Raw genomic sequence first — 26,719 nt, forward strand, 5'->3', positions numbered from 1 at the left:
GTACTCTCCTGTTTTTTATAAATTTTATTTAACTTTAGCTCCTGTTTCTATCATATTGTCAACTGTTGCAAGAACCAGTTCTTTGTCATTTGAAGCGGCAAGAATCATTCCCTGGGATTCAATACCGCGGAGTTTAACCGGTTTTAAATTTGCAACAATTAAGACATATTTTCCTATAATATCCTCAGGTTTGTAATGTTTGGCTATGCCGGCCACCACCTGTCTGGTCTCTTCTCCAACTTCCAGCTTTAATTTTAAAAGTTTGTCGGCTTTTTCAACTTTCTCTGCCTCTAAAACCTTTCCCACCCTAAGGTCTATTTTTGCAAAATCCTCTATAGTTATATATTCTTTTTTGCCGCCTTCATTCTCTTTTTGGGAAGGTTCTTCCTTGCTGTCTTTTTTTATTTTCTTTTCAATTTCTTCAAGCTCTTTCATTTCCTTTTCTAAATCTATTCTAGGGAATAAGCTTTCCCCTTTATTCACCTTTGCACCTTCAGGATAGCCTCCCCATTTCTTTGCACTTTCCCAGGATGTTGCATCACCCTGTGCAAGTCCTAACTGATGCCATATTTTCTCAGGTGTTTCAGGCATAAAGGGCTGTATCAGGATTGAGATAACCCGGATGCTCTCTGCAAGGTTGTAAAGTACTGCAGCAAGCCTGTCTTTCTTTGCCTCTTCTTTAGCTAAAACCCAGGGCATTGTCTCATCTATATATTTGTTTGTCCTGGAAACTGTTTTCCAAATCTCTGAAAGAGCCACATTAAACTGGAGATTGTCCATAAGTTCTTCAACTTTTCCGGGTGTATTCATAACCACTTCCATTAAATCATCGTCAAAATCCCCCGGCTCTCTATTAGAAGGTATAGTACCGTCAAAATACTTGTCTATCATTGCAACGGTCCTGCTTACCAAATTGCCCAAATCATTAGCAAGGTCTGAGTTTATTCTGTTAATTAAAGCTTCGTTGGTGAAAACCCCGTCAGAACCAAAGGGCACTTCTCTTAAAAGAAAATATCTTACAGCATCAAGCCCGTATTTTTCTACAAGTATTACAGGGTCAACCACATTCCCCTTTGACTTGGACATCTTGCCCCCTTCTAAAAGAAGCCAGCCATGACCGTAAACCTGCTTAGGCAGCGGTTCGCCAAGAGCCATAAGCATAGCAGGCCATATAATGGTATGGAAACGCACAATTTCTTTTCCTAGCAGCTGAACATCTGCCGGCCAGTATTTTTTGTAGAGGGAATCATCTTCTGACATATAGCCCAGTGCTGTAATATAATTGGAAAGGGCGTCAATCCACACATACACCACATGACCTTCATCAAAGGTTACAGGAACCCCCCAGTTAAAGGTGGTTCTTGATACGCATAAATCCTCAAGACCAGGCTTTAAAAAATTGTTGATCATTTCATTCCGCCTTGAAACCGGCTGGATAAAATCAGGGTTTTCTTCAATATGCTTCATAAGCCTGTCCTGGTATTTAGAAAGCCTGAAGAAGTAACTTTCTTCTTTTGTCAGCTCAACATCCCTTCCACAATCAGGGCATTTCCCGTCCTCAAGCTGGGTTTTAGTCCAAAATGACTCGCAAGGAGTGCAATACCAGCCCTCATACTCGCTTTTGTAAATGTCCCCGTTATCATATAGTTTTTTGAATATTTTTTGAACTGCCTTTATATGATAATCATCTGTGGTTCTTATAAACTTATCATTTGTTATTTTCATAAGTTTCCACATTTTCTTTATTCCTTCAACTATCTCATCAACATGCTGCTTAGGTGTAACACCTCTTTTTTCTGCAACCCTTTGTATCTTCTGCCCATGTTCATCTGTTCCTGTAAGAAACATTACGTCATAACCTTTAAGCCTTTTATATCTAGCCATTGCATCCGCCGCAACGGTTGTATAAGAATGACCTATGTGCAATTTGTCACTTGGGTAATATATTGGTGTTGTTATATAAAATTTTCCACTGCTCATTTTAAAAATTCCTCCTTAAAAATTAAATAGCCGCATAGAATAAATATCATCCCTCAAAAATTCCATTAATACTAATATACATATTTAAGAAGTTTTTTTCAAGCTAATTTCTTCTATCAGGATACCAGAGTGCATATCCACACTGACACAATGGCACTTGCAAAATCTGCCATAAGGGCTGCTAAAAGGGTATATCTTACTTTTTTTACTCCCACAGCGCCAAAATAAACGGTCAGGGTATAAAATATTGTTTCCGTTGAACCCATCATTGTAGATGCAACCCTTCCTATAAAAGAATCCGCCCCGTACTCTTTTAATATGTCAGAGAGTAAAGCCAGGGAAGCACTGCCTGAAATAGGGCGGATAAATACAAGGGGCAGGGTTTCAGATGGAATATTAAACAGCCCTGCAATTGGCTTTGCTGCATAAATTAAAAGTTCAAGGGCACCAGACGCCCTAAACACCCCGGTAGCCACAATTAATCCCACTAATGGGGGAATAATTTTTACAACGGTTGTTATGCCTTCCTTAGCACTGTCAACAAATATATCATACACCTTTACATCCCTATACATACCGGCTATCAGAATAACTGCAAAAATTGCCGGTACGGCATATGAAGACACTGCCTTTATTATGTCCATAAAACCCCCCGCTTTTTGTAGTTAATTGCTTGCTTTTATAATTCGTTACTTTTATAATTTGTTGCTTTCATAATTAGTAGTTAATTATTGCTTTTATAAACAGCTGAGAAAAATTTAACTGCTATTATCCCCACTATAGTGCCACATATGGTCGCAACCCAGATGGTTCCTATTATCCCTGCAGGGTTTTTTGAACCGGCAGAAGCCCTTACTGCAATAATTGTCGCAGGTATAAACTGTACACAGCATGTATTGAGAACAAGAAATGTACTCATGGCATTGGTTGAAGTGTCTTTTTGTTTATTCAGCTTTTGGAGCTCCTTCATGGCTTTAATGCCCAATGGCGTAGCTGCATTTCCCAGTCCAAAAAAGTTGGCAACCAGATTCATCACTATTGCCCCTGCTGCAGGGTGGTTTTTGGGTATTTCAGGGAATAGGAATTTTATTAATGGTCTCAAAATTTTGGCAATACCCTCTATAATCCCGCTTTTCTCAGCTATCCCCATAAGACCGGTCCAAAGGCACATAACCCCCAAAAGTCCTATGCTAAGCTCAATTGCGTTTTGGGATGAGGTGATGATTGCTTTTGTCACCTCATCAATTCTTCCGTTCATTGCACCTACAATAATTCCCGTAATAAGCATTCCTGCCCAAATATAATTCAGCACATCAAACCCTCGGATATAAAAGCATTTCTCTAAATTAATTATATGGGCTTATATTGTATTTATACTAAATGTTTTATTTAAAAATTATTATATTTAGACTTTTATATTTTTTATTTAGTAAATTTTTTTGTTGTAAACTTTTTAAGTAATCCGTCTTTTATTATTGTTTCAGCATTATTTCAGCATTGAAATAAATTTATGAACAAAATGTAAAATTTAAAAAATTTTTTGACTTTTTTAAAGGTTTTAGTTGTTTTTTAGATAAATTCATGTATAATTATTTTATATAAATAATTTTATGTAATTATATAAATTATATATATATATGATATTTTAAAATAATCTTTTAAGTATCATATTTTTAATATTTATGCAGAAATATCAATATTTTAATTGTCTGCATATTTTATTTGAATTTGGTTTATTTGTTATTCCCTTACGTATTTTATTGTTTTATAAACAGTAAAATATAGAATTTGTTGTACTTTGAAATTATTTTGATGTTTTATCATTGTATTTTCTTGAAGATTTTTTAAAAAATCCTTGACTATTATTGGCATATATGGTATGATGAAAGTGCAAAGTTTGTCGAATACTGTTATAATGGAGGAGGATTTATTATGAAATCTACTGGTATTGTAAGAAAAGTTGACGAGCTAGGAAGAGTGGTTTTACCAATCGAGCTAAGAAGAACTCTTGATATCGCCGAAAAGGACGCGCTGGAAATTTATGTGGACGGTTCAACCATCATACTTAAGAAGTATGAGCCTGCGTGTATTTTCTGCGGAAATGCAAAGGACGTAACTGTTTACAAATCAAAAAACATATGTCCTGATTGCTTAAGAGAGTTGAAGAGTTAATTAGGCTTTATAATTTAAATTAAAAGAAGTCTGACAAAAGTCAGGCTTCTTTTAATTTTATCCTAATTACCTTTAATGAGCTTATTATATACATCCCTTTTACTAATACCCCTGTCACTTGCTACTTTTTTCATGGCTTCTTTCTTTTCAAAACCCTGGGAAATATACATCTGATAGTGCTCCTCAAGGCTTAGCTCCTGCCACTTGTTTATTTTTTCTTTTAGAATTTCATCCCTGTCTGCACCTTCAATTACAATTACAAATTCCCCCTTAGGTGCTTCATTTTCATATTTTAAAATGGCATCTTTTAAATTTAAACGCAGCACTTCTTCGTATTTTTTTGTAAGCTCCCTGGCTAAAGCTATTTTTCTGTTCCCTAAAGCTTCATATAAATCATTTAATGTTTTTAAAAGTTTGTGAGGTGCCTCATACAGTACTATAGTTCTCACTTCTTCCTTCAGTGAACTTATTTTTTCCCTTCTCTCTTTTTTATTCATGGATAAAAAGCCTTCATATACAAAACTCTTTGAAGAAATCCCTGACAAAACCAGACCCACAATTGCCGCTACCGCTCCAGGCACCATTGTAACTTTGATTTCATTTTCAATACAAAGCTTTACAATATCCTCACCCGGATCAGAAATACCGGGGGTACCGGCATCTGAAATTAATGCAATGTTCTTTCCCTCTAAAAGCTTATTTATTAGAAAATCCCCTCTCGTCCTTTTATTGTGCTCATAATAACTTACAAGGGGTTTTTTTATTTCAAAATGATTTAAAAGTTTCATTGCATGCCTGGTATCTTCCGCTGCAATAATATCCACTTCATTCAATACCCTTATTCCCCTGTATGTCATATCTTCAAGATTTCCTATAGGGGTGGCAACCAAAAACAAAGTCCCCTTAGACTCAGCTGCTGGCATTTTATTCTCTCCCGTAAATTTTATTTATTTCATCTGTAAATTGCCCTTTTTCATTATATACATAAAGGGGTTCCATCATTTTAAGCTGCGGTCTTGCCTGCTTTGTACCCTTTATTAAAATTAAATTTGCCTTTTTATTTGCTGACGGATAAACAAATCTCATATATTTAGGCTCTATAGAATATTTTCTCATGAACCATATGATATCAACCAGCCTGTCCGGCCTGTGAACCATAACAAAGCGTCCCATAGGCTTTAATATCTTTTCAGATACCTTCATAATATCCTCTAAAGTACATAAAATCTCATGCCTTGAAATGGCTTTTTTTTCATTTGGGTTTAACAAACCTCCTCCCACGTTCATATAGGGGGGGTTTGTAACAACAACATCAAATTTAGAAATGCCGAAAATCTCAGGACTTTTTCTCAAATCACCGCAAATTATTTTTACCCTGTCCTGAAGATTATTGAGCTTAATGCTCCTGTTTGCCATCTCTGCCATATCTTCCTGAATTTCAATTCCTGTTATGCTTTTAGCCTCTGTCTTTCCGGCAATTAAAATTGAAATAATGCCTGTACCGGTGCCAAGATCTATAACACAATCATTTTTCCTGACATCTGCAAAATTAGAAACCAATACTGCATCAAGTCCAAAACAAAATCCATCATCCTTTTGGATAATTTTCAAACCTTTATATTGTAAATCATCTATTCTCTCATTTTTTTTAAGCAATACATCCAAATCCAACACCTGCGCCATTAAAAATATCTTAAAAAAATACTCAAAAAAGGAGTCAAAAAAGATGTTTAAAACCCTTCGACTCCTTTTTTAGCCTGTTTTAACAACATTAGCTTGTGAATTCTTCTTAAAATAGTATCCCTTTTAAGGTATTTCCTTTAAAATTTATTTCTGTACTGGAGCGTCTACAGGACAAACATTTGCACATGCTCCGCAATCAATACATGCATCTTCATCAATTACATAAATATTATCTCCAGCTGAAATACAAGAAACCGGACACTCTGACTCACAAGCGCCACAACTTATACATGCATCAGTTATAAAGTATGCCATGACTAACACCTCCTATAAAGAATACGCTTTTGCTTTTTTAAGAATAATATCTTTACCCCATCCTTTATTTTACCACTAAATTTAGCGAATGCAAATAAATTTTAAAAATATTATTATCAGTCCTCTAATTCCTTCAATTCTTCCATATCAATTTCAGCTTCTTCAGCTTCATCCCGTCTGGCATCTTTTATCACTTTAACATCATTTGCATTGTATATTTTAAGGTCAGTCTCATTTTCATCGTCAAGTTTTACCTTAACCAGCTCTTTTAAAAGACTTGAAGAAATTACAACCCCTTGTCCGTCAGGTGTTTCCACAATAGCTCCTTCTTTAGGAACTCTTGTAAGCATTTCTTCATAAGCTTCATGCTCATATTTTAAACAGCACATAAGCCTGCCACAGGCTCCTGAAATTTTTGAAGGGTTTAAGGATAATCCCTGCTCCTTTGCCATTCTTATGGACACAGGCTGAAAGTCTGTCAAAAATGAGTAGCAGCATATAACCCGGCCGCATACTCCTAAGCCCCCCATCATTTTGGCTTCGTCCCTTACCCCTATTTGCCTCAGTTCAATTCTTGTCCTGAATACAGAGGCAAGGTCTTTTACCAATTCCCTGAAGTCCACCCTGCCATCGGCAGTAAAATAAAAAAGTATCTTGTTGTTATCAAATGTATACTCCACATCAATTAGCTTCATTTCAAGGTTGTGGTTCTTTATTTTTTCAAGGCATATATGAAATGCTTCTTTTTCTTTTCTTGTATTTTCTTCATGGTGCTTTTTATCCTCTTCGGTAGCCACCCTTATTACGCTTTTTAAAGGTGTTACAATCTCTTCTTCGCTGATTTCTGTATTTGGAACCACTACATAACCAAATTCTACGCCTCTGGCAGTTTCTACTATAACATTTTCATTAAGACCTATTTCCAAATCCCCTGGATCAAAATAATAAATTTTCCCCGCCTTTTTAAATCTTACTCCTACCACTTTTACCATTACAATTCTTCCTCCTGAAGTTTCATAAGCATAACTTCTACAGCAAGTTGATAATTTACATTTTTACCAATGTTATTGCTTAAATTATCTATTGTTTCAATATTCTTGTAAATTTTTTCTGTAGAAAAATTATTTAGATTCTCTAATATAATATCTTTTTTGTCCAAGTTAATCAACATTTTTTCATTTCCAAACTTTTTAGCTATAAGTATGTCCCTATAAAATATCAGCATTATATCCAGTATATCCTGTATTTTTTCTTTATTCTCCTCAAAAAAATCATACGCAAAAAAAATATCTTTAAGGTTTCCTTCATTTAATTTTAATAAAATTCCAATCGTTCTCTCCCTGAGTTCTTTAAATTCATCAGATTCTGAAAGCTCTTTTGCCTTCCCTATTACCCCGTCTGCATAAGAAGCAATGAAACTTGCCTCTTTTTCATCTAAATTAATATTTTCAATTAGATATTTTTTTACTTCCTCATAAGTATTTTTTTTAAAATTATAAATTACACTTCTTGAGCGTATTGTCTCTAAAAGGCTTTCATTGTTGGATGTGGTCATTATAATAATTGCATACAGGGGAGGCTCCTCCAATGTCTTTAAGAGGGAATTTTGAGCCTGTACAGTCATTTTTTCTGCTTCCTCTATCAAATAAACTTTCTTAGGGGAATAAAGAGGTTTTACATACACATCTTTTTGCATACTCCTTATTTCTTCAACACTAATTGTGTTTTTCTCTGTTTTAATGCGGTAAAAGTCAGGATTTGTACCCCCCTTAAAAAGCCTGCATGAATGACACACCCCACAGTTTCCATATCCGCCGTCCTCCTGGCACATAACCATTGAAGCAAATATTTCAGCCACAGTTCTCTTTCCTATCCCTTTAGGTCCTGAAAATATATATGCATGTCCAACTTTTTTATTTTTTATTTGCTCTTCAAGGCGTTTTACAACTTCCCTTTGCCCAATAATGCCTTTAAAATTCACTGCTAATCCCTGCCTCATATACATATTGTGCCTCTAATTATATAAAAAGGTCTAAAACCAGTCCCCTTATATCTTCGATTTTTTTCAGTACTGCAATATTGTCTTTTTCTTCTTTTAAAACTTCCTGAGTAAGCTCATCCAATTCTTTGTTGATTTTTTTCACAGTTGCATAAACCTTGTATCTTCCCCTTCTGTCTAAAGTACTGTCTTTAGTGAATTTGTGGGAGTTGCTTACAACTTCATCTAAAAAATCAGCTATAAGTCTTTTATATATTTTAAGCTCCCTTAAGTCTATTTTTTTACTTAGCTTTTCCCCCTGTTCTTCAATTTTATTTACCAAATGTTTGATTCTTTCTTCAAAGGACAGTTTGTCCATTTCTTTTAAATGATTTTTAAAAGAAGTTTCTTTTCCTTCAATTACTTTTTTCTCTTCTTTAGTTGTTATTCCTTGTATACCGGCTGTATTTGCAACTGTTTCCTTTATTCTCATCATTATCACTCCATGGTTTGATATTTAAGACAATGCTTCTTCTTTTATATCGTCTATATATCCTGTTTCTTTTATGAGAGTTTATATATTTTCAAGGTTTGTATATAAATTCAGCATTTGTATATTTACATTGTTTATATTATAGTTTGCATACAGACTGAAAGCTTTAACTTTTTTTGTGTATTTTTATTTATTTAAGTTTTTATTATTGTGTTTTTATGTTTTTTGGTTATTTTCTTTAGTTGCAATTTTACAGCACAGTTTCAACAAGTTTATTGTAAATCTCCTCATGTATATCTTCAATGGTTCTAAGATTTCCGTCCCTTACACATTCAATTCTCAGCCAGTTGTATTTTTTGGCAATGTAAAGGGAATTATTATAAGAGTCCTCAAGGTATTTGTAGTTACTCTCATGTATATCCTTTTTATCTTCCCCTGTAATTTTATTTGCCCTATTATCCATAAGGATTTTGCTGTACTTTGGGGGCATATCCAAAAAGAAAACACAGTCCGGCACGGGAAGTTTGTACAAATTAAACTCAAAATCCCAAAGCCAGTCTAAGAAAGCATCTTTTTTGGACAAATCCTGTATTTTAGCAGCCTGGTGAACCATGTTAGAAGTTGTGTACCTGTCTGCTAAAATTATTTCCCCATAATCATAATTTTTCCCCCATTTTGTTTTATAAGATGCAAACCTATCAACAGCATAAAAAGTTGAAGCCACATATGGATTTACATCTTCCGGGTTATTACCAAAATCCCCCTTTAGGTACATTTTTACCAAGGCAGATGAATCACTATCATAATCAGGAAAAGTTATTTTTTTGACTTTATAGTTTTCACTTACAAGCCTTTTATAAAGCTTTTCAGTTTGAGTGGCTTTGCCGCTTGCATCAGACCCACTTTCTATTATAATAAGCTTTCCTTTCATAAGACCTTCCCTTTCATAAATACTTTTCCTTTCACAGGGCTTTTCTTTCAACAAGATTTTTATCACAATCAAGCCAAAACTTCTACTTCCGGCCCTTCATATACACCGTTTACATTTCCGCCGGATTCTAAAATCCCCATTATATATTCTATAGAACTTTCTGTCATAACTTCCCCGGGACAAATAACAGGAATTCCCGGAGGGTATGGTGTTATCATCCTCCGGCTTACCATACCGCAGGCCTCTTTAAGTTTTATTCTTCTAAAACTTTTATGCATCAATTCACTTAATTTAACCTTTTGCTCCGGTATTTCATAAGCTCCGATATGTATTTCAGGAAGGGGCAAAGAATCTTTGCAATCCCTGTGAATATCCATAAGGGCATTTTTAAGCTCTTCTAGATCCTGTCCCCTGTTGGCATTTGTAACTATACAAACTATATTATATAAATCAGCCATTTCCACCTGTATATTGTACCGGCTTCTTAAAATGTTTTCAATTTCAAAGCCTGTTAACCCGTAACTTTTTGTATTTATAACCAGTCTCGTCCTGTCCAAATCCCCTGATTTAAAATTATCTTTTGAAAGCATTCTAAACCGGGTATTATAACTTATACTATCATGAAACTTCTCAATATCCTCAAGTAAAGACTCTAAAATTTCCCTGCCTTCCTTTTCCATAATGGCCCTCGATATATCTAAAAAAGCCATCACTAAATACGAGGGACTTGATGTCTGCAGAATATTAAGGCTGTATCTTACTTTTTCCACATCCGCCCTGGTCCCTTTAACATGAAGATATGCACCTTGACCAAGTGCAGGAAGAGTTTTGTGAGCACTCTGAATGCAAATATCACTGTCAAATTCCAGGGCACCCGGCGGAAGTTTGTCAGAAAAATTAAAATGTGCCCCGTGAGCTTCATCAACTATAAGTACTTTTCCGTAGGAATGCACCAAATTAGATATTTCTTCTATATCTGAACACACTCCGTAGTAATTGGGTCTTGTTATGTATACTCCAACTGCGTCACTGTTTTCTGTCAATGCTTTTTCGATATGTTCACATTTGAGTACCGATGGTATTTTAAAGCTATGGTCAAACTCCGGCTTTATATATACAGGCTCAACCCCTGCAAGCATCATCCCGTTTATTGCCGCCATGTGGCAATCCCTAGCCACTATAAGTTTGTCCCCTCTTTTGCACACAGACATAATGGCAGCATGTATACCGCAAGTGGAGCCATTTACCAAAAAAAAAGTGTAATCGGCTCCAAAAGCTTTTGCCGCAAGTTCCTGGGCTTCTTTTATTACTCCACTGGGCTGATGCAAATTATCCAAGCCGGGAACTTCAGTAACATCCATTAGATACAGTTTGTCCCCATAAGGAATATAGGGATCATTTCCTAATTTATGTCCCGGCATGTGAAAACAAACAGGATTTTTACCTGAATACTGCATTAAAGCTTGGTATATCGGAACATTCAGATTAATGCTGACAGCTCCCCTCTCTTTTATTTGCGGAACATTTTATTTCTCTATCAGCCACACCGATGTTACCCTGTGTCCCGGAAACATCTCCAAGACTTTTTGCCTTGCTTCTTTGACATTTGAAGCTGTTACTTTGGAAATCTGTTTTTCGTCAAATTTGGAACAGATTTTTTTGTCGGTGTGCCAAACCCTGTACATCTTTGCTCTCTTTTTTTCTTTCATTATACATACCCCTAACTTAATATATTTTTCTATATCTCTATCTATTTTCTACACAGCTATTATACCATTAATTTCTTAAAGAAAAAAGCCGATTGCATTCGCATTTTTGCATCTATATTCTTGCTACACCTGATTGTTTCGCCGCCTTTGCAACTTCTTTTGCAACCTCCTGGCTTACCTTGGGATTGAAAGGTTCAGGTATAATATAATCTGCATTCAGCTCCTCATCAGTTACTATAGATGCTATTGCCTTTGCAGCAGCTATTTTCATCTGGTCATTGATATCACTTGCCCTCACATCTAAAGCACCCCTGAATATACCCGGAAAAGCCAAGACGTTATTTATCTGGTTTGGGAAATCTGACCTTCCCGTACCTACAACTTTTGCGCCTGCTTCTTTTGCCTCTTTTGGCGTTATTTCAGGAACAGGATTTGCCATGGCAAAAATCACCGGGTCTTCTGCCATTGTTTTTATCATTTCCTTTGTCAAAACCCCGGGTGCTGAAACCCCTATAAATACATCTGCACCCTTTATTACTTCCTCCAGTGTGCCCTTTTTCATACCAGAATTTGAAATGGCAGCTATTTCTTCTTTTTCTTTGTTTAAACCTTCTCGTCCTTTATAAATAGCCCCTTTTCTGTCACACAAAATAACATCCTTTAGTCCTGTACTCATTAAAAGCCTGGCCGTTGCTATTCCTGCTGCCCCGGAACCGTTTATAACTACAGATATATCCCCTATGTCCTTCTTTACTATCTTTAAAGCATTAATTAGGGCAGCCAAAGTCACAATTGCCGTCCCATGCTGGTCATCATGAAATACAGGTATGTCGCACTGTTCTTTGAGCTTTCTTTCAATTTCAAAACATCTGGGGGCTGAAATATCTTCAATATTTATTCCCCCAAAGCTTCCCTGTAAAAGCCTTATTGTATTAACTATTTCATCAACATCCTTTGACTTTATGCAAAGGGGAAATGCATCAACATCTGCAAAAGTTTTAAATAATACACATTTACCCTCCATAACAGGCATTGCCGCCTCCGGTCCTATATCACCAAGTCCTAAAACTGCACTTCCGTCAGTAACAACTGCAACTAAATTCCATCTCCTTGTGTATGTATAAGACAAATTTACATCCTTTTGAATTTCAAGACAGGGCTGTGCAACTCCTGGAGTATATGCCAAAGACAAATCCTCTTTGCTGTTTGCAGCCACTTTGCTGATGACCTCAATTTTTCCCTTCCATTCTCTATGGACCTTTATTGCCTCTTCTTCTATTGTCATAAAATACCTCCGGATCTTACATTAAATTTCTAAATTTTTAATTTTGTTTATTCATTTCATATATTATTCTCAAACCTTCCAATGTAATAAGACCATTTATTTCATCAATTGTCTCAGATTCGCTGGCTATTAACCTTGCCATTCCCCCTGTGGCAACTACTTTTACGTTGTTTTCATTCATTTCTTTTTTCATCCGCCTGACTATATAATCTACTTTTCCAACATAACCGTATACCATTCCTGACTGCATACTGGCCACAGTATTTTTGCCTATAACAGTATCAGGCTTTGCAATTTCTATCCGGGGAAGTTTGGCGGTCTTTTGAAATAAAGCCTCTGCTGCTATTTTAATTCCCGGACAAATTACCCCGCCAAGATATTCATTTTTAGAAGATATAGCACAAAAAGTAGTGGCTGTGCCAAAGTCAACAATTATTACAGGACCCCCGTATATAGTACATGCAGCCACTGCATTTACAATTCTATCTGAACCAACTTCCTTTGGATTGTCATATTTAATATTAATTCCTGTTTTAATACCCGGACCTACAACAATGGGCTTTAATTTGAAATATTTTTTAAATGCGTGTTCTAACGAATACATAATGGGAGGCACAACAGATGCTATAACTACCGCTTCTATATCAGAAACTTTAATATTTTCATATCTCAATAAATCCAGTACAAACATACCAAATTCATCTGATGATATCCCTCTGTCGGTATTCATTCTCCAGTAATTAATGAGTTTCTTTCCTTCATAAGCTCCTAATGTTATATTTGTATTTCCCACATCTAAAACTAGTATCATTTCCTATACCTTCTTTTATTACCTTCTTTTTTAAATTTTTTTAGTTTTTAAACACCAAGTTTTAAACTTTTTATTTCTTTTATTTCAAGTCTTATTTCCTTTTCTATTCTCTCAATATCTGACCTTATATCTGCAATGGTTTCAGTTTCCTTAATCCTTTCCGGATCTTTGTAATGGGATTTTCTGTTTTGATAATTTTGTTTTGAACTGCTATAATCCCTTTTGTTGTAGTTAGCACTTCTATGTAAGCTGCTGTCTTTGTAATTATTACTTTTGCTATAGCTGCTTTTTTTATTTCTATTTTGAAATTTTGAGTTACTGCTTTTAGATGTCATGGAATCACCGTTCTTTTTCTTTTGATAGTCTTTTGTTCTGTCGCTGCCTTCACCGTTTATCCTGGTGTTTTTATTATAATTATTCCCTTTGCTATTACTATTAATTGTAATAACCCCCTTTTCTTTTATGTTTATAATTGGTTTTTGTATTTTGTTAAACTTAGGAAGGTTTTGTTGTAACAGGTCAAACCACTAAACTTACTGATACCCTAAAAGACCTTTTACATAAATCTCACCTGATAACACTTCCTTTCTGCTTCCATCGGTACACTCAACAACAAGTTTACCTTCATTTGTTATATCTATAGCTATTCCACTATGCTGTTCACCTTTAACTGAAATAAGTACTTCTCTACCTAAAGTAACAGAGTATTTCTTCCAAAGAGTCGTTATTGAGCCTAAATCTCCTTTGTTTATCTTGTCATATAGTTCTTCCAGTTTATATAATATCCTTATAATTAATCTGCTTCTTCTTATAATTATATCATTTAATTGGCTTTTTTGCTTCATATAAATTGATAATGATGTGGCCTTTTCTTCCAGCTCATCGGGAAAGTCTTCTTTTTCATGCCAGACATTCAGACCAATACCTAAAACTACGAAATTAATTTTATCCATTTCCATGCTGGCTTCAGTTAAAATGCCGCAAACTTTTCTCCCGTCTAATATTATATCATTTGGCCACTTTACACCCAAGCCAATACCTATCAATTCTTTCACAGTTTCAACCACAGCAACGGAAGCTGCTAGTGTGATAATCTGCAGTTCTTCTATAGATATTTCAGGCTTTAGCACAACTGACATTAAAATCCCTTTTTTATTCTTAGAACTCCACTTTCTTCCCAGCCTGCCCCTTCCGGATGTCTGTAGGTCAGCTATAACAACTGTACCTTCTTCACACCCCTCCTGGGCTATTTTTTTTGCATAATTATTTGTTGAGTCAATTTGTGGAAAATAGATGACATTTTTACCTAAAATTTTACTTTCCCTTTCTGTCATTATTTCTTTGCTATTTATAATATCCGGAATAAAAGTCAATTTATACCCTACCTTAGGGGAAGATTCAATGACATATCCTTCTTCCCTAAGTTCTTTTATACACTTCCATATGTATGTCCTTGAGACACCAAGATACTCACTTAGCTGCTCTCCTGAAACATATTTTCCTTCTGCACTTTTTAGTTTCTTTAAAACTTTATTTTTCACTTCCAACCCTCTTTGAAATTTAAATTGTCTTTAAAATATAATTTATCTTTAAATAGTTTATCTTTAATAAAAAATAATTAATATATAGAACTAAAACATAACATGAAATAAATATATTTTGACGGCTAAACCGGCTTTTTTACAACAAAAGGTCTTTGTATTTTTTCATCAACAAAAACCACCGTTTTGTCAGTTTCGTATTTTTTTAGCTTTTTGTTTTCTGCCAGGTGCGAATAATAATGATATAGCAAAGTATCATAAAAGTCAGAATGGGCATTTTTATAGTCTTCCACTATATTATTTACGTACAATTCTTCGGAGTTGTCATACAAGACCGGAGAATCCATCCTCTTGTCTAAAATACTCACCTGGTCCCCTATAATTGTGCTTGTTACAAGGCATTCAGGCATTCTGTACAAACCAAAAGTGTAGTTTTCTACAGGCATAATGGAATCTAAATACAGCTTCATAATTTCTTCATGAACAAGCCCTGCTTCATATAAGTACCTGTCCGCTACATAGCAGTATCTTTGATACAACTCAAATTTAACACATACCAGCTTATCTGAATTATATTTTTCCATATCGTCTTTAGGATTTAAAAGCGCAGAAATGCATTTGGTTTTTTCCAAACCAATTAAAACTTCCTTGTCATACCATTTTGAAAGCTTTAACCCGCACTCTACGGCATTTTCAATCTCCTCAACGGGCACATAATAGTATACTTCTACCATAGAGACACCTCCGTGACCCTTTCGTCATTATAACACCTCAATATAACATTTTTTATGCTTTTTATGCTTAATTTATATATTAATAAGATTTAAGGTCAGATCTTAAATCTTTAACTCTTATCCGGGTGAATTTTTCTATGGTAAAAATTCAAATTCTTTATAATGCCTTACTCCCTGCTTTTCCCTGTACTTATTTATCATTTCATCAATGTTTACTCCAAAAATCTCGTCTCCTTCATATATTTCCTTTAGGGGCACCAATACAAAAGCCCTTTCAAACATTAAAGGATGAGGTATTTTAAGATGCTCTAAATTCAGTTTTAAAAAATCAAAAAGCAGTATATCAATATCTATAGTTCTAGGTCCCCATTTAATTGTGCTTTTTCTGTTTAAAAATTTTTCTATATTTTGTAGCTCCTTAAGAAGAACTTCAGCATCTAATTTTGTGTAAATTGATACTGCCATGTTTAAAAAATCCTGCTGCTTAGAATATCCCCAAGGCTCAGTTTCATAAATATCTGATATCTTATGAAGCTCCACATTTTCTAAAGAGGAAATTTCCTTTACCGCCATCTTTAGATATTCTTCCCTGTCTCCCACGTTAGAACCAAGGGACAAAAAAACATTATGCTTCATTCCTTGACCTCTTTATCTTTACTCCCATCCATTTAAATTTCCCTTTAACAGGTGCCTGGGGTTTCCTAATAGATACTATTACTTCTTGTACTTCTTTATATGTCGACATTATTTCCTGGGAAATTACATGGGCAAATCTCTCTATAAGTCGGAATTTGTTGGTTTCATTAATTCTTTTTACAATATCATAGACTTTTGAATAATCCACTGTGTCCTCAAGGTTATCACTTTCCCCCGCCTTTTTCAAATCCAAAAACAGCTCTACATCTATTTTAAAGGTCTGCCCGTTTTCCCTTTCAATTGGCAGCACCCCATGATAACCATGAAGTTTAATGCTTTTTAAAATAATGCTGTCCAAAAAAATCACCCTTTCCATCAATATTAAATTTCTGCCAAATATCAAATATGCTAAACCTCAATATTAAATGTGCTAAAACTATATTAAATATACTAAAACCATAAAATGACATTAAGTCCTGACTATGGCATCTGTCATTCTTGCCACCCGGGTCATTTCTTTTACATCATGAACCCTGACTATGTCTGCACCATTTGCAATTCCCAATGCTACAGTGGCTGCCGTTCCTTCAAGCCTTTCGTTTACAGGAAGGTTTAGTACATTTCCAATAAGGGACTTTCTTGAAGTTCCAATTAATACTGGTACATTTAAGCAATCCAACTCTTTAAGCCTTCTCATCACCTCTAAATTGTGCTGAAGGGTTTTGCCAAATCCTATACCAGGATCCACAACTACTCTTTCTCTGTGTATTCCGGCATTTCCTGCTATCCTGATACTTTCTTTTAAAAATTTTATTATATCCCCCATTAAATCTGTATATTCTTCACTATGGCTATTATGCATTACAACAACCCCTGCACCTGTTTTAGAAACAACCTCAGCCATGTTTTTGTCCCTTTGCATACCCCAGACATCGTTTACAATACTCGCCCCGGCCATAATTGCCTTCTCTGCCACAGCCGCCTTTGATGTATCTACAGAAATAGGAACATTTATTTCTTTAGCTAATCTCTCAATAACAGGAACAACCCTGTTCATTTCAGAAAGAGGGTCAACAGGCTGGTATCCCGGCCTTGTGGACTCACCTCCCACGTCAATTATATCCGCTCCATTTTCTACCATTTCTATAGCTCTTTTTACGGCGCTGTCTATATCTGTATATTTTCCCCCGTCAGAAAAAGAGTCGGGAGTTACATTTAGTATTCCCATTATATATGTTCTTTCCCCGATTGGGAGTTTATACTTCCCGCATTGAAAATATTCCGGCTTTCCTTTAATTTGATTATTTATTGTATTAACCATAGGTTTTTCTCTCCTTCCAATATATTTATTATAATAAAAATAGTAAAATTATTAAAGTATTTTGGGGCATTTGCTTTCTGTGGTATAATTACATTATTACAATGAAGAACTGACAAAATTACAATTAAAAATTTACAAAGTGAAATTTTTAAACAAAATTTTTATATAACTATAATTTTATATAACTATAATTAGAAAAGTGGGATTACAAATGCCAAAAAAAGTAGGAATAATTGATTTAGGTTCAAACTCAGTGAGACTGGTGGTTTTTGAGGTTGGGAAAAACGGTGCCTTCAGGTTAATTGACGATATTAACGACCCTATAAGGCTTATGGAAAATATGGTATGTGATAAATACTTAAACGATTTGGCAATGCACAGGACATTAAAAACCATTAAGCTATATAAAAAACTTTGTGCTGCCCATGAAATCAGTGCCAACAGAATAATCGGCGTGGCTACTGCTGCTATGCGGAAGGCAGAAAACCGGGATCACCTTTTAAAGCTTCTCAGCAATTCCACAGGAATAAACTTTAAAATTCTATCAGGCAGGGAAGAATGTCTGTATGTGTATAAAGCCATTGCCAATTCCATGGACATAAATGCAGGTATAATTGTGGATATTGGCGGAGGAAGCACTGAAATAATAAAGTTTAAAGATAAACATATGAAAAACTATGTCTGCCTGCCCATTGGTTCTATTGTTGCTACAGAAAAGTTTTTGGACAAAAATACCATATCACCCCATAAACTTGACGCCCTGCACAGCTACATCAAAGAACTTTTGTCTGAATCAGACTGGCTTTTTGAAGAAAAAAACCCGGTTTTAATAGGTGTAGGCGGTGTAATCAGGAACCTTGGCAAAATCCACAGGAATCACATAAATTACCCTCTAAACAAAACTCATAACTACCAGATGAGTATAGAGGATTTTCAGTTTATATATAATATGTTAAAAAATACTGATTTAGAATCCAGAAAAAAAATCAGCGGTGTTTCCAAAAACAGAAATGACATAATAGTAGGGGGACTTGCCATTTTAAATGCTATAATATCTGCAATTTCCCCGTCCAAACTTGTGATAAGCGGTTTTGGCCTTAGGGAGGGCATTCTCTATGAACATATTTTTTCAAATTCCAAGCTAATACCTCAAAATGATGCTCTTTCATTAAGCCTTTCCAGCTATATGAACCTTTACGGTATAAGGCATAAACACGCAGAACAGGTTTGCTTTATTTCATTGTCTTTATTTGACCAGCTAAAACCCCTTCACAAATTAGGAGAAGATGAGAGAAAGCTTCTTAAGGTGGCTTCCCTTCTACATGACATTGGTATTTCCATAAGCTACTACGAACATCACAAACATTCATTTTACATTATATTAAATTCCAGGTTAAACGGCATTACCCAGAGGGAAACCGTCCTTATTTCCGCAATAGCCGCTTCCCATACAGACAAGCCCTTTAATGATGACTGGCAGGATAAATATTCATCTATTCTTTTGCCTGGTGATATTGAAATATATGAAAAGCTTTCTGTACTTTTAAAACTTGCAGAGTGTCTTGACAGAAGTGAGACGGGAGTAATACAATCCTTAGAGTGTCAAATACTGGATGCCTCAGTTAAAATTCAAACAATTAAAGACGGGGATGCTGAACTTGAGTTAAGCCTTTCCAATGAATATAATGATTTGTTCAAAAAATGTTTTGGGAAATCCCTGACTATATTATGACCAGATATTAAGTTGTAAGAGATGCTAAGCTATGAAGAATGTTAAACTGTAAGAGACGTTAAGGGAAATTGTTAATAAAAATGGGCTGCTGCACCAATTTCTTAACTGCAACAGCCCTTTTTAATTTTAAAATTTATCTCTTCTTAAATTTTTATCTCTTCTTAAGTGCTTCTGCAACTGAAAAATACGCTGGTTTTGGCTCATATTCTTCGTCGAAGATCAATGCACGTCCCTGACCCGGGAATTCACGTGGTACCCATGAATATTTGTCAGTGAATCCCCACATTACAAATGTATCTACATTAGGATTGTTCACTGCTATAGAAACCACATCTTTATAGTTTGACGCCTGCACTTGTAAATCATAATCGCTTCCGTGTTCATTCATTCTAATATCAACTTCTGTAAATGCAACTTTAAGACCTAAATCTGCATAACGTTTTACGTTTCTGTCAATGTTTTGTATATAACTTGGGTGCATATTGTTAATATAGTGACCCTGGAATCCAACCCCGTCAATTGGTACTCCTTTTTCAACCAGTCTCTTTACAAGGTTATAGCAAGCATCCGCTTTTACACCGCCCATATCTGATATGTTGTAGTCATTGTAGAACAGCAATGCGTCCGGATCTGCTTCCCTTGCAAATCTAAATGCATATTCAATGTAGTCTTCACCAATAACCCTCATCCATATGGAATCGTGGGTTCTTAAAGCACCGTTATTGTCAGAAATTGCCTCATTCACAACGTCCCAATGTATAATCTTTCCTTTGTAGTGTTCCATTACAGTGTATATATGCTCTCTCATAATTTCCAGAAGCTCATCCCGTGTCCAGTTTCCGTTTTCCAGCCACTGCGGTGTTTGATTGTGCCATATCAATGTATGTCCACGGACTGCCATTCCATGTTCTTCTGCAAATTCAACCAGTCTGTCTCCAGGTCCGAAGTTGTACTGTCCTCTTGCCGGCTGTATAGTGTCAAACTTCATTTCATTCTCAGCTACAACCATATTAAATTCTCTCTTTAGTACTTCATAGTACATTAAGTCATTTTTCTGATGGAATACGCTTCCAACAGATGTTCCTATATACATTCCCCTGCTTTCCGCAAGCTCTTTTAATGTAGTTCCATTAATAGGCGTTGTAGGAGGTACAGGTGTTGGTGTCGGCGGTGGTGTTGCTTCATCTGTTGAAAATTGAATCCAATTGACATTAACTGAGTCTTTAAATGTCAGGTATAAATCATATACACCATTAATTGTTGGTAAGTTTACAGATGCCCTTTGATAGAAATTCCATCCACCGGTGTTTTCAACTGTCAGTATAGCTACCGGATTACCATCAGGGCTGTCAAGTCTTATTTCTATGTCAACTGTATCGTTTTGAGTTGCAACATATACTTCCATTGATTTAGCACCTGGGCTAAAGTTTAAATCTTTGTACACAACATAGTCTCCCGGCTCAATCCAGCCTATTGCATTGTCCCCGTCTCCTGTTCCGACAGTTTGGATTGTTGTTGAGTTTGTTTCGTCAAAGTTTTCAGCTTCAATTTTCCTAAAGGCATCCTTGGTATTTGGACCAGGTGTCTTGGTTGGCGGTGGCGGTGGTGATGTAGGCTTGGTTCCACCTTCTGATTCAACAGGGAATTTGTCAATAATCTCAAGTATGTATCTGCTCATCAGCGATACATCCACTGAGTCTAAAACCCCATCCCCATTTAGATCCGCTACCTTTTCTTGCACCGGTAAAGTATCGGTTATCTCCATTATGTACCTTGATAACATTGCCAAGTCTAAAGTGTCAATTACCCCGTCGCTATTTAAGTCACCATATGCAGTTGCGCTGGCTGAAACTTCTTTTGGCAGGTTGTTACCGGTGAAAATTACCATGGTCATAATAATTGATACAACCAAAAGTAAAATTCCAGCCTTTGTGAAAGCTTTTTTCATTACATCTCCTCCTCTTTTTATTTATATTGACTGCCATTATTTAATGGCTTAGTCATCCATTAAAATTATTGGTATTTTAAAATTTATAACATTAATTTATAACATTTTAATAAGTAGCCATTTTAACAAAATGATAAATTTTATTCTGAATACAGCTGGCTTTGTGGAATAACAGTCCTGGCCATACCCGGCCTTTCCCACTCAAGCCTTATTGTCCCGTTGCCCATGTTTTTATTGTATTCCAGGTATATATCATATTTCTTTCCTGCTTCAAGGTAAATTTTCCCTGTACTTGTTACTTCCCACATGGCATTCCACTCATCAATTATCAATTTACCGTCAACCCACAATTTGGCGCCGCTACTATGTGTAACGTAAAATGTATATTCCCCGCTGTCCGGGGGCTGGACTTTGCCTGTCCACCTTATACTGTAAACTCCGTTGTTATATATTGACTCATGGGGTGGGTAGATCCCCCAGTTAAAATTAATTTCCGGGTCTACTACTGTTGCCTTAAAATCCATAAAATTCATGCCATTATAGTACTCACCCCTAAGACCGTTTCCATCTCCCTGCAATTCTTTAGGCATGCTCAATGTTTTTTCAGATGGAAACAGTACTCTTTGCGGAACCACTTCCCTGGATATACTTGGACTGCTCCACTCTAATTTCATATTTCCATAGTTTCTAAAGTTATTAAAATCATGATACTCAAGTTTAATATTATATTTCTGACCGCCTATAAGGAATATATGTCCAAAACTTGACATTCCCCATATGTCTTTAGTCCATTCATTTATAACCATTATATTATTAACCCACAATCTTACGCCATAGCCCCTGTTAATGTAGAAGGTATACATCTCAGTGTTTTCCACCTTTATCTGCCCTTCCCAACGGATGCTAAGGGATCCGTCATCATTTAAATCCGGATGCGGAAGATTTCTTCCCCAATTGAAGTTTATCTCCGGATCTATGCGGGTTCCGGCTAAATCTGTAAAATCCGGATTGTTATAATATTCTCCTCTAAGTCCTGTACCAACATCTTCCGGTTCCTGGTCCCCTGGCGTGGTAGTTGGCTTTGTGTCAGGCGTTTGCCTTGGGTCTTGTGTCTCACCCGGTGTTGGCGTAGCACTTGGTCTTATTATTGGTGTTGAACTTGATGTTGGCATTGGTCTCTGCGTCTCACGTGGCACCGGTGTGCTTGTTGGTGTTGTAGTAGGTGTTGTAGTAGGTGTTATACTAGGTGTCGGCCTTGGTTTTTGTGTCTCATCCGGCTCCGGCGTCTCACTTGGTTTTACCGTTGGAGTTCTGGTTGGCGTTACTGTTGGTGTTGTAGTTGGTGTATTTTGTGGCTTCGAAGTAGAATCAGGTGTTGCTGCAGGTGTTTCTGTTGAAGGTGGTATTACTGCAGGCATTGTTGTTTCAGGCATTGTTGCTGCAGGTACATCTCCCGGTGTTGTTCCGGGTGTCGTTTCAGGTGTTGCCTCAGACGTTGTTTCATCTGTTGATTCATCTGTTACCTCAGGTGTTGAAGTAACTTCTTCCCGGGACTCATCAGGAGTTGTCACATCTTCTTCTGTAGAATCACCGGATTTAGGTGTCGGCGTATCTTCCGGAACAGCTGTTACATCCGGTGTTGTTTTAGCTTCTTCGTCTGAATCCGGATTATTTTTTGCAAGCTTCATATATTCCTCAATAATATCCTTTAAGGATAATTTTTTAAACTCCTCAATTGAAATACCGCCTTCTCCTTGGTTAATTTCGGTGAATATAGTGTATTTCCCCATTGAAATATGATTTTTCTCTGACAATTTCATTTGCTCTGCATTAGATTCTATAACCAACATATTTATATTAGGAAACTCTTCTCTTATTGTGTTTCTATAACTTTTTAAACTATCCATTATTTTGCTTTCTGCACCGTCCATATCTTTTCTGGCTGTTTTATTTTTATCATTAACTGCTCCTGCGAGCAAAACATAGTTTTCTTCCCCATCCCTTAATATACCTGTTTTTTTGTAATATTCTATTATGCTAAACAGTCCTTCACTAATTTCCATTCCTTCAAGGGCTAATTCCTCCCCGAAGTTGTCTGGTAAACCTTCTAAATATGAAAGCCTTAATATTTTTTGTCCTTCATCTACTTCAAACCCTATACCAGGGTTTACATCAAGACTTACATATCCAAAAACTTCTGAACTATTTACACTCCAAAAAGGAACAATGCCGCTAAACATTAGTCCCGATAAAATCAATATAAAGCAAGCCGCAACCATTGAAAACCTTTTCATGTAGTAAGTTAAATTTATAATATCGGATTTTTTAAATTCCACTTCCTGAGATTTGTACATAGTAGGTCTTCTTTTCAGCTTGTAAAATTCATTATCTTTAGTTAAAACAGTAACTGTATGCTCGCTAATGTCCATAATTAAGCCTTTTAATCTCATTTAACCACCTCTTTCGAGCTTCCCAAGTAGGACTTTAGATGCTCATAATCATTGCCGTATATAAGGCATAATGAAATGATATAATTCCTATTTCTTTGTAAAGTTCTGGGATGAAGATCTACAATTTTTGTTAATTCTTTAATAGGGAGGTACTTCTTGGTGATTAGTTTGTTGTATATTTCTTTATGCTCAACAATCTTTCGTGCTACTTTAATACACATTTCTCTTGAATCTCTGTGTTTAGGCATGTATTTAGGCATATCGCTGATTTTCATTCCAAAGGATTCTAATTTCTTATTGTAGTGCTTTATCTCTTGAAATAATTCAATTCTTTCAAACTTTGACCCTGTATCATCTCTTAAATATCTTTCTTCATAATTTTGTTCATCATTTTCTAAATATGAAAAGGGAAGTTCATGCCTGCTTTTTGATTTAAACCTGAAATAATCTATTATTCTTCTTTTTATTACCTGTTCTGCAAAACTAAAAAAATTAAATCCTGTGGAACTTTTTTTGGAATCGTATTTTTCAATAGCTTCGTTGAATGCAATCAATCCTATACTGTATTCATCGCAATTTTTTATGTTAGAGGTCTCAAAAATATCCTTTGAAAGTACTTTTAAAATAAATGGTATGTAATCTTTAATGAATTTTTCCCTGGCCTCGTTGTCTCCTTCTTTTATTCTTTTTATAGTTTGCGCAACAGATTCCCCGTCTGAATTATAGACAGTAAAAATGATAATCACCATACCACCTCTTCCAGAAAAATACATATACCTATATAATACAACCCCGCCCGGGTAAATAAACCCTATAAAATAAATCAAAAATAAATTTAAAAAGCCCTCTTTATCTTATCTCTTTCGTTTTTTTTAATATTTTTATATGTTTTTATTCTTTTACATCTTTTTTTATCTGTTTATATCTCATGATTATATTTTATCATCTAAATTAAATTAATTCCATAGCCATTTGTCCCTTCGATAGCGTCAATTTATTGTAGGAAAAAGAAAAGTAGATGGCATCCCATTTTTTATTTGTGCAACTATTTCAAATAACGGTCTCTTAGTAACGAAAGTGTTTTACATCATTTTGAGCCTTATTTTCTTTTATAATTCCTCTAACTTATTGTCTATTATTCCATATAACTCTTTCTTTCTATAAAGAATTCATTTTACTCAATACTTGTGACAAATTAGTACGTTTTGTTATCTATGTTCCTTCACATTTTAACGCTACTTTTAAAAGAAAAAAGTATTTCTATTGTACCATTTTCCATTTTGTCAAGGCTAAAACAAGCGGGCAAAGCCCGGCCTTGACAAGTAGTAGGGCTTCGCGGGTCATGGTACTAAAGTTTTGCTTTTTTCTTTTCTTTTTCTTTTTTTATGTTTTTTCTTTTTCTTTGTCTTTTTTCCAGATATGTATAATTCCTATTGGATAGGCTTACTTGTAAACTTTCCCGTAATTTTTGCTTTATTATTACCTCATCCCTATCCGCATATACCTATAATACGCCTTAATTCTTTATATAAACCAGTTTTACACCCCTTATGAATAACAGTTAAATTACTATTCCATACACTCTCATACCTGTTTGATGACTTCTTTAATTCCTTAATTAATTTTTCCTGAATTTCTTGCCTACTAGATGCTAACTTTTTTTGTTTTTGTGCCATAACTATGTCATATACCTTACCGCCATTCTTCTTGTATATTATTAGCTTTGACATCTTTTCTACACCTTTTCTCGACCAGCCTTTAGGTCTTGAACTTAAACGGGATGAAAATACATGACTCACATGACCTTCAGCACTACAACCCACTATTCCTCTGTTTGACCTTATTTCTATACCATCCCAATTATTTAAAATATATCGCTTTGCATTTTTTATAGCCTTTATTTTATTTTCATTATCGCCTGTCTTTTCAATTATCTTTTTAAAAACCTTTGTTAGCATTTTTTTATCAGATAAATTCAAAGCCTCCTGTAAATCTTGGCTTATTGCTTCATCATTTAAATGTGTGGTCGCAACTCTTACGTATTTTTGAAGATGGTATCTATCAAGTACAAATTTACTTTTTGAAAGACAGTTAACTCCTTGCCTTATCCATGACGCCCCATCTCCTGATATATACACCGTCTCTAAAAAATCAACGTCATATTGTTTATATATGTATTCCGATACTTCAAGCCACAAATCTTCTGAATTCTTATACACTCCCCCAAAATATCGAACATTCTTTAATACTTTTCTCTTCTTATTACTTTTTTCAAAGTCAATTCCCTCATGCACATATACAAGTTTTGGCATAATTGTATTTCTCTTGCCCTTCTCATTCTGTCTCAATATACTTTTTTGTTGTAATGCTACATGGTCCTCATCGGCCTCAACATACAATATTTTTACTTCTCTCTTTTTATCTACTTTTATTTCAGGCTCAACTATTTCAATATTATGTATTTTATTCATCACTGCTTGTTTGCTGATTTCATCAATATATGTCGCCTTTTCTCCTGCCTTTCTGTAGCTGCTGTCAGCTGCTTCATCTATTGCATTAATTACAACATCGGCACTTACTCTGTCATGTGGTTCTACACCTACAATCCTGTCGACTAGGTGTTGTCTATTACCATTTTCCTTATGCTTAAAATATGTCCTGTTATAACTTAGTGTTCCAAATGTCGTTAAAATAGCTGTTTTATCTTTTCTTATAATTTCCCAATACTGTTTCCTTATTTCACAGTTACGGAAATATTCATCCATATCTTCAAGCACTTCTTTAAGTATATCGCGTCCAAGTTTAAATAAATCTTCTTTTAGACCAAGAACAAGATCAGCTAAGTCTTTTCCTTCTTCAATAAAATTTTTTATCTTTTTTTCAATTCTTTTTACCCCAAATTCATTAAAATGTTGTATACTATTATACATAGAAGATGTCATCCTTTCTATTTATTATTTTTGCTTAATTAATATCTTAACAGGATGTCATCTTCTTTTC

26 protein-coding genes are annotated in these 26,719 nt (G+C 35.2%); 2 read left to right on the forward strand and 24 right to left on the reverse strand.

Annotated features, from left to right (window positions below; all coding sequences use genetic code 11):
* Positions 1–24: 24 nt before the first annotated feature.
* From metG to HVS_RS14605, 3 genes are all read right to left on the reverse strand, one after another.
* Complete coding sequence (gene metG / locus HVS_RS14595; RefSeq protein ID WP_101303507.1) at positions 25–1,980, reverse strand: methionine--tRNA ligase; 1,956 nt, start codon at positions 1,978–1,980, stop codon at positions 25–27.
* 116 nt (positions 1,981–2,096) lie between these two features.
* Entirely contained in the window at positions 2,097–2,624 is a 528-nt protein-coding gene (locus HVS_RS14600) for a spore maturation protein (protein ID WP_101303509.1), read from the reverse strand.
* 80 nt (positions 2,625–2,704) lie between these two features.
* Positions 2,705–3,292 carry a nucleoside recognition domain-containing protein gene (locus HVS_RS14605; RefSeq protein ID WP_101303511.1) on the reverse strand — a complete coding sequence of 196 codons (588 nt, stop codon included), beginning with the start codon at positions 3,290–3,292 and terminating at the stop codon, positions 2,705–2,707.
* Between the two features lie 620 nt (positions 3,293–3,912).
* Between HVS_RS14605 and HVS_RS14610 the strand changes: the two genes are divergently transcribed.
* Positions 3,913–4,152, forward strand: coding sequence for an AbrB/MazE/SpoVT family DNA-binding domain-containing protein (locus HVS_RS14610; RefSeq protein WP_101303513.1), 240 nt, complete (start codon positions 3,913–3,915; stop codon positions 4,150–4,152).
* A 62-nt stretch (positions 4,153–4,214) separates the two neighbouring features.
* Here the strand turns inward: HVS_RS14610 and rsmI are convergent, their stop codons facing one another.
* The 17 genes from rsmI to folP form a co-directional block, all read right to left on the reverse strand.
* The gene (gene rsmI, locus HVS_RS14615) at positions 4,215–5,075 is read right to left on the reverse strand and encodes a 16S rRNA (cytidine(1402)-2'-O)-methyltransferase (protein ID WP_101303515.1); all 861 of its coding nucleotides are present in this window, start codon (positions 5,073–5,075) and stop codon (positions 4,215–4,217) included.
* A 1-nt stretch (position 5,076) separates the two neighbouring features.
* Complete coding sequence (locus HVS_RS14620; protein ID WP_207654782.1) at positions 5,077–5,835, reverse strand: tRNA1(Val) (adenine(37)-N6)-methyltransferase; 759 nt, start codon at positions 5,833–5,835, stop codon at positions 5,077–5,079.
* A gap of 144 nt (positions 5,836–5,979) precedes the next feature.
* Positions 5,980–6,150: a DUF362 domain-containing protein gene (locus HVS_RS14625; RefSeq protein WP_101303517.1), complete on the reverse strand. Its 171-nt coding sequence runs from the start codon at positions 6,148–6,150 to the stop codon at positions 5,980–5,982.
* A 116-nt stretch (positions 6,151–6,266) separates the two neighbouring features.
* Positions 6,267–7,142, reverse strand: a complete 876-nt coding sequence (locus tag HVS_RS14630; protein ID WP_101303519.1) for a PSP1 domain-containing protein — start codon at positions 7,140–7,142, stop codon at positions 6,267–6,269.
* Positions 7,142–8,149, reverse strand: a complete 1,008-nt coding sequence (gene holB / locus HVS_RS14635) for a DNA polymerase III subunit delta' (protein WP_242971593.1) — start codon at positions 8,147–8,149, stop codon at positions 7,142–7,144. The genes HVS_RS14630 and holB overlap by 1 nt, the downstream gene beginning before the upstream one ends.
* A gap of 19 nt (positions 8,150–8,168) precedes the next feature.
* On the reverse strand, positions 8,169–8,621 hold the full coding sequence (locus tag HVS_RS14640; RefSeq protein ID WP_101303521.1) for a YaaR family protein: 453 nt from the start codon (positions 8,619–8,621) through the stop codon (positions 8,169–8,171).
* A gap of 250 nt (positions 8,622–8,871) precedes the next feature.
* On the reverse strand, positions 8,872–9,552 hold the full coding sequence (locus HVS_RS14645) for a dTMP kinase (protein ID WP_101304332.1): 681 nt from the start codon (positions 9,550–9,552) through the stop codon (positions 8,872–8,874).
* A gap of 68 nt (positions 9,553–9,620) precedes the next feature.
* The gene (locus HVS_RS14650) at positions 9,621–11,009 is read right to left on the reverse strand and encodes an aminotransferase class I/II-fold pyridoxal phosphate-dependent enzyme (RefSeq protein WP_242971595.1); all 1,389 of its coding nucleotides are present in this window, start codon (positions 11,007–11,009) and stop codon (positions 9,621–9,623) included.
* Between the two features lie 69 nt (positions 11,010–11,078).
* The gene (locus tag HVS_RS14655; protein WP_101303525.1) at positions 11,079–11,261 is read right to left on the reverse strand and encodes a hypothetical protein; all 183 of its coding nucleotides are present in this window, start codon (positions 11,259–11,261) and stop codon (positions 11,079–11,081) included.
* A gap of 112 nt (positions 11,262–11,373) precedes the next feature.
* The gene (locus HVS_RS14660) at positions 11,374–12,546 is read right to left on the reverse strand and encodes an NAD(P)-dependent malic enzyme (protein WP_101303527.1); all 1,173 of its coding nucleotides are present in this window, start codon (positions 12,544–12,546) and stop codon (positions 11,374–11,376) included.
* Between the two features lie 37 nt (positions 12,547–12,583).
* The gene (locus HVS_RS14665; RefSeq protein ID WP_101303529.1) at positions 12,584–13,357 is read right to left on the reverse strand and encodes a type III pantothenate kinase; all 774 of its coding nucleotides are present in this window, start codon (positions 13,355–13,357) and stop codon (positions 12,584–12,586) included.
* Between the two features lie 47 nt (positions 13,358–13,404).
* Positions 13,405–13,692 carry a hypothetical protein gene (locus HVS_RS14670; protein ID WP_101303531.1) on the reverse strand — a complete coding sequence of 96 codons (288 nt, stop codon included), beginning with the start codon at positions 13,690–13,692 and terminating at the stop codon, positions 13,405–13,407.
* 198 nt (positions 13,693–13,890) lie between these two features.
* Entirely contained in the window at positions 13,891–14,898 is a 1,008-nt protein-coding gene (locus HVS_RS14675; protein ID WP_101303533.1) for a biotin--[acetyl-CoA-carboxylase] ligase, read from the reverse strand.
* A 125-nt stretch (positions 14,899–15,023) separates the two neighbouring features.
* On the reverse strand, positions 15,024–15,632 hold the full coding sequence (locus HVS_RS14680) for a hypothetical protein (RefSeq protein ID WP_101303535.1): 609 nt from the start codon (positions 15,630–15,632) through the stop codon (positions 15,024–15,026).
* 135 nt (positions 15,633–15,767) lie between these two features.
* Positions 15,768–16,268, reverse strand: coding sequence for a 2-amino-4-hydroxy-6-hydroxymethyldihydropteridine diphosphokinase (gene folK / locus HVS_RS14685; RefSeq protein ID WP_101303537.1), 501 nt, complete (start codon positions 16,266–16,268; stop codon positions 15,768–15,770).
* A complete protein-coding gene (gene folB / locus HVS_RS14690) occupies positions 16,258–16,644 on the reverse strand; it encodes a dihydroneopterin aldolase (protein ID WP_242971596.1) in 387 nt (128 codons plus the stop codon). The genes folK and folB overlap by 11 nt, the downstream gene beginning before the upstream one ends.
* A gap of 93 nt (positions 16,645–16,737) precedes the next feature.
* Positions 16,738–17,589, reverse strand: a complete 852-nt coding sequence (gene folP / locus HVS_RS14695) for a dihydropteroate synthase (RefSeq protein ID WP_101303539.1) — start codon at positions 17,587–17,589, stop codon at positions 16,738–16,740.
* A gap of 211 nt (positions 17,590–17,800) precedes the next feature.
* Here folP and HVS_RS14700 point away from each other — a divergent pair, with 211 nt between their 5' ends.
* The gene (locus HVS_RS14700; RefSeq protein WP_101303541.1) at positions 17,801–19,321 is read left to right on the forward strand and encodes a Ppx/GppA phosphatase family protein; all 1,521 of its coding nucleotides are present in this window, start codon (positions 17,801–17,803) and stop codon (positions 19,319–19,321) included.
* A gap of 151 nt (positions 19,322–19,472) precedes the next feature.
* Here HVS_RS14700 and HVS_RS14705 read toward each other — a convergent pair whose 3' ends face one another.
* The 4 genes from HVS_RS14705 to HVS_RS14720 form a co-directional block, all read right to left on the reverse strand.
* Positions 19,473–21,269: an endo-1,4-beta-xylanase gene (locus tag HVS_RS14705; protein WP_101303544.1), complete on the reverse strand. Its 1,797-nt coding sequence runs from the start codon at positions 21,267–21,269 to the stop codon at positions 19,473–19,475.
* A gap of 140 nt (positions 21,270–21,409) precedes the next feature.
* Entirely contained in the window at positions 21,410–23,719 is a 2,310-nt protein-coding gene (locus HVS_RS17575) for a PA14 domain-containing protein (protein ID WP_101303547.1), read from the reverse strand.
* Positions 23,716–24,492 (reverse strand): RNA polymerase sigma-I factor, encoded by a 777-nt coding sequence (gene sigI, locus HVS_RS14715; protein WP_242971597.1) that lies wholly within the window; start codon positions 24,490–24,492, stop codon positions 23,716–23,718. Before sigI ends, HVS_RS17575 begins: the two co-directional genes overlap by 4 nt.
* Positions 24,493–25,209: 717 nt before the next feature.
* Positions 25,210–26,649, reverse strand: a complete 1,440-nt coding sequence (locus tag HVS_RS14720; RefSeq protein ID WP_235827484.1) for an ISLre2 family transposase — start codon at positions 26,647–26,649, stop codon at positions 25,210–25,212.
* Positions 26,650–26,719: the final 70 nt, after the last annotated feature.

This window comes from Acetivibrio saccincola (genome assembly GCF_002844395.1).
Taxonomy (GTDB): Bacteria; Bacillota; Clostridia; order Acetivibrionales; family Acetivibrionaceae; genus Herbivorax; species Herbivorax saccincola.

Bases quoted from the DNA above. Each gene is read 5' to 3' on its own strand.
- HVS_RS14655 (WP_101303525.1), bottom strand. From the start codon at position 11,261: ATGAAAGAAAAAAAGAGAGCAAAGATGTACAGGGTTTGGCACACCGAC.
- HVS_RS14705 (WP_101303544.1), bottom strand. From the start codon at position 21,269: ATGAAAAAAGCTTTCACAAAGGCTGGAATTTTACTTTTGGTTGTATCA.
- HVS_RS14720 (WP_235827484.1), bottom strand. From the start codon at position 26,649: ATGTATAATAGTATACAACATTTTAATGAATTTGGGGTAAAAAGAATT.
- HVS_RS14650 (WP_242971595.1), bottom strand. From the start codon at position 11,009: ATGCAGTATTCAGGTAAAAATCCTGTTTGTTTTCACATGCCGGGACAT.
- folP (WP_101303539.1), bottom strand. From the start codon at position 17,589: ATGGTTAATACAATAAATAATCAAATTAAAGGAAAGCCGGAATATTTT.
- holB (WP_242971593.1), bottom strand. From the start codon at position 8,149: ATGAGGCAGGGATTAGCAGTGAATTTTAAAGGCATTATTGGGCAAAGG.
- HVS_RS14680 (WP_101303535.1), bottom strand. From the start codon at position 15,632: ATGGTAGAAGTATACTATTATGTGCCCGTTGAGGAGATTGAAAATGCC.
- HVS_RS14670 (WP_101303531.1), bottom strand. From the start codon at position 13,692: ATGACATCTAAAAGCAGTAACTCAAAATTTCAAAATAGAAATAAAAAA.
- HVS_RS14645 (WP_101304332.1), bottom strand. From the start codon at position 9,552: ATGAAAGGAAAGCTTATTATAATAGAAAGTGGGTCTGATGCAAGCGGC.
- rsmI (WP_101303515.1), bottom strand. From the start codon at position 5,075: ATGCCAGCAGCTGAGTCTAAGGGGACTTTGTTTTTGGTTGCCACCCCT.
- folK (WP_101303537.1), bottom strand. From the start codon at position 16,268: ATGAAGCATAATGTTTTTTTGTCCCTTGGTTCTAACGTGGGAGACAGG.
- HVS_RS14640 (WP_101303521.1), bottom strand. From the start codon at position 8,621: ATGAGAATAAAGGAAACAGTTGCAAATACAGCCGGTATACAAGGAATA.
- HVS_RS14630 (WP_101303519.1), bottom strand. From the start codon at position 7,142: ATGGTAAAAGTGGTAGGAGTAAGATTTAAAAAGGCGGGGAAAATTTAT.
- HVS_RS14660 (WP_101303527.1), bottom strand. From the start codon at position 12,546: ATGACAATAGAAGAAGAGGCAATAAAGGTCCATAGAGAATGGAAGGGA.
- HVS_RS14625 (WP_101303517.1), bottom strand. From the start codon at position 6,150: ATGGCATACTTTATAACTGATGCATGTATAAGTTGTGGCGCTTGTGAG.
- HVS_RS17575 (WP_101303547.1), bottom strand. From the start codon at position 23,719: ATGAGATTAAAAGGCTTAATTATGGACATTAGCGAGCATACAGTTACT.
- HVS_RS14665 (WP_101303529.1), bottom strand. From the start codon at position 13,357: ATGATACTAGTTTTAGATGTGGGAAATACAAATATAACATTAGGAGCT.
- HVS_RS14620 (WP_207654782.1), bottom strand. From the start codon at position 5,835: ATGGCGCAGGTGTTGGATTTGGATGTATTGCTTAAAAAAAATGAGAGA.
- sigI (WP_242971597.1), bottom strand. From the start codon at position 24,492: ATGTATTTTTCTGGAAGAGGTGGTATGGTGATTATCATTTTTACTGTC.
- HVS_RS14610 (WP_101303513.1), top strand. From the start codon at position 3,913: ATGAAATCTACTGGTATTGTAAGAAAAGTTGACGAGCTAGGAAGAGTG.
- folB (WP_242971596.1), bottom strand. From the start codon at position 16,644: ATGGAAAGGGTGATTTTTTTGGACAGCATTATTTTAAAAAGCATTAAA.
- metG (WP_101303507.1), bottom strand. From the start codon at position 1,980: ATGAGCAGTGGAAAATTTTATATAACAACACCAATATATTACCCAAGT.
- HVS_RS14600 (WP_101303509.1), bottom strand. From the start codon at position 2,624: ATGGACATAATAAAGGCAGTGTCTTCATATGCCGTACCGGCAATTTTT.
- HVS_RS14700 (WP_101303541.1), top strand. From the start codon at position 17,801: ATGCCAAAAAAAGTAGGAATAATTGATTTAGGTTCAAACTCAGTGAGA.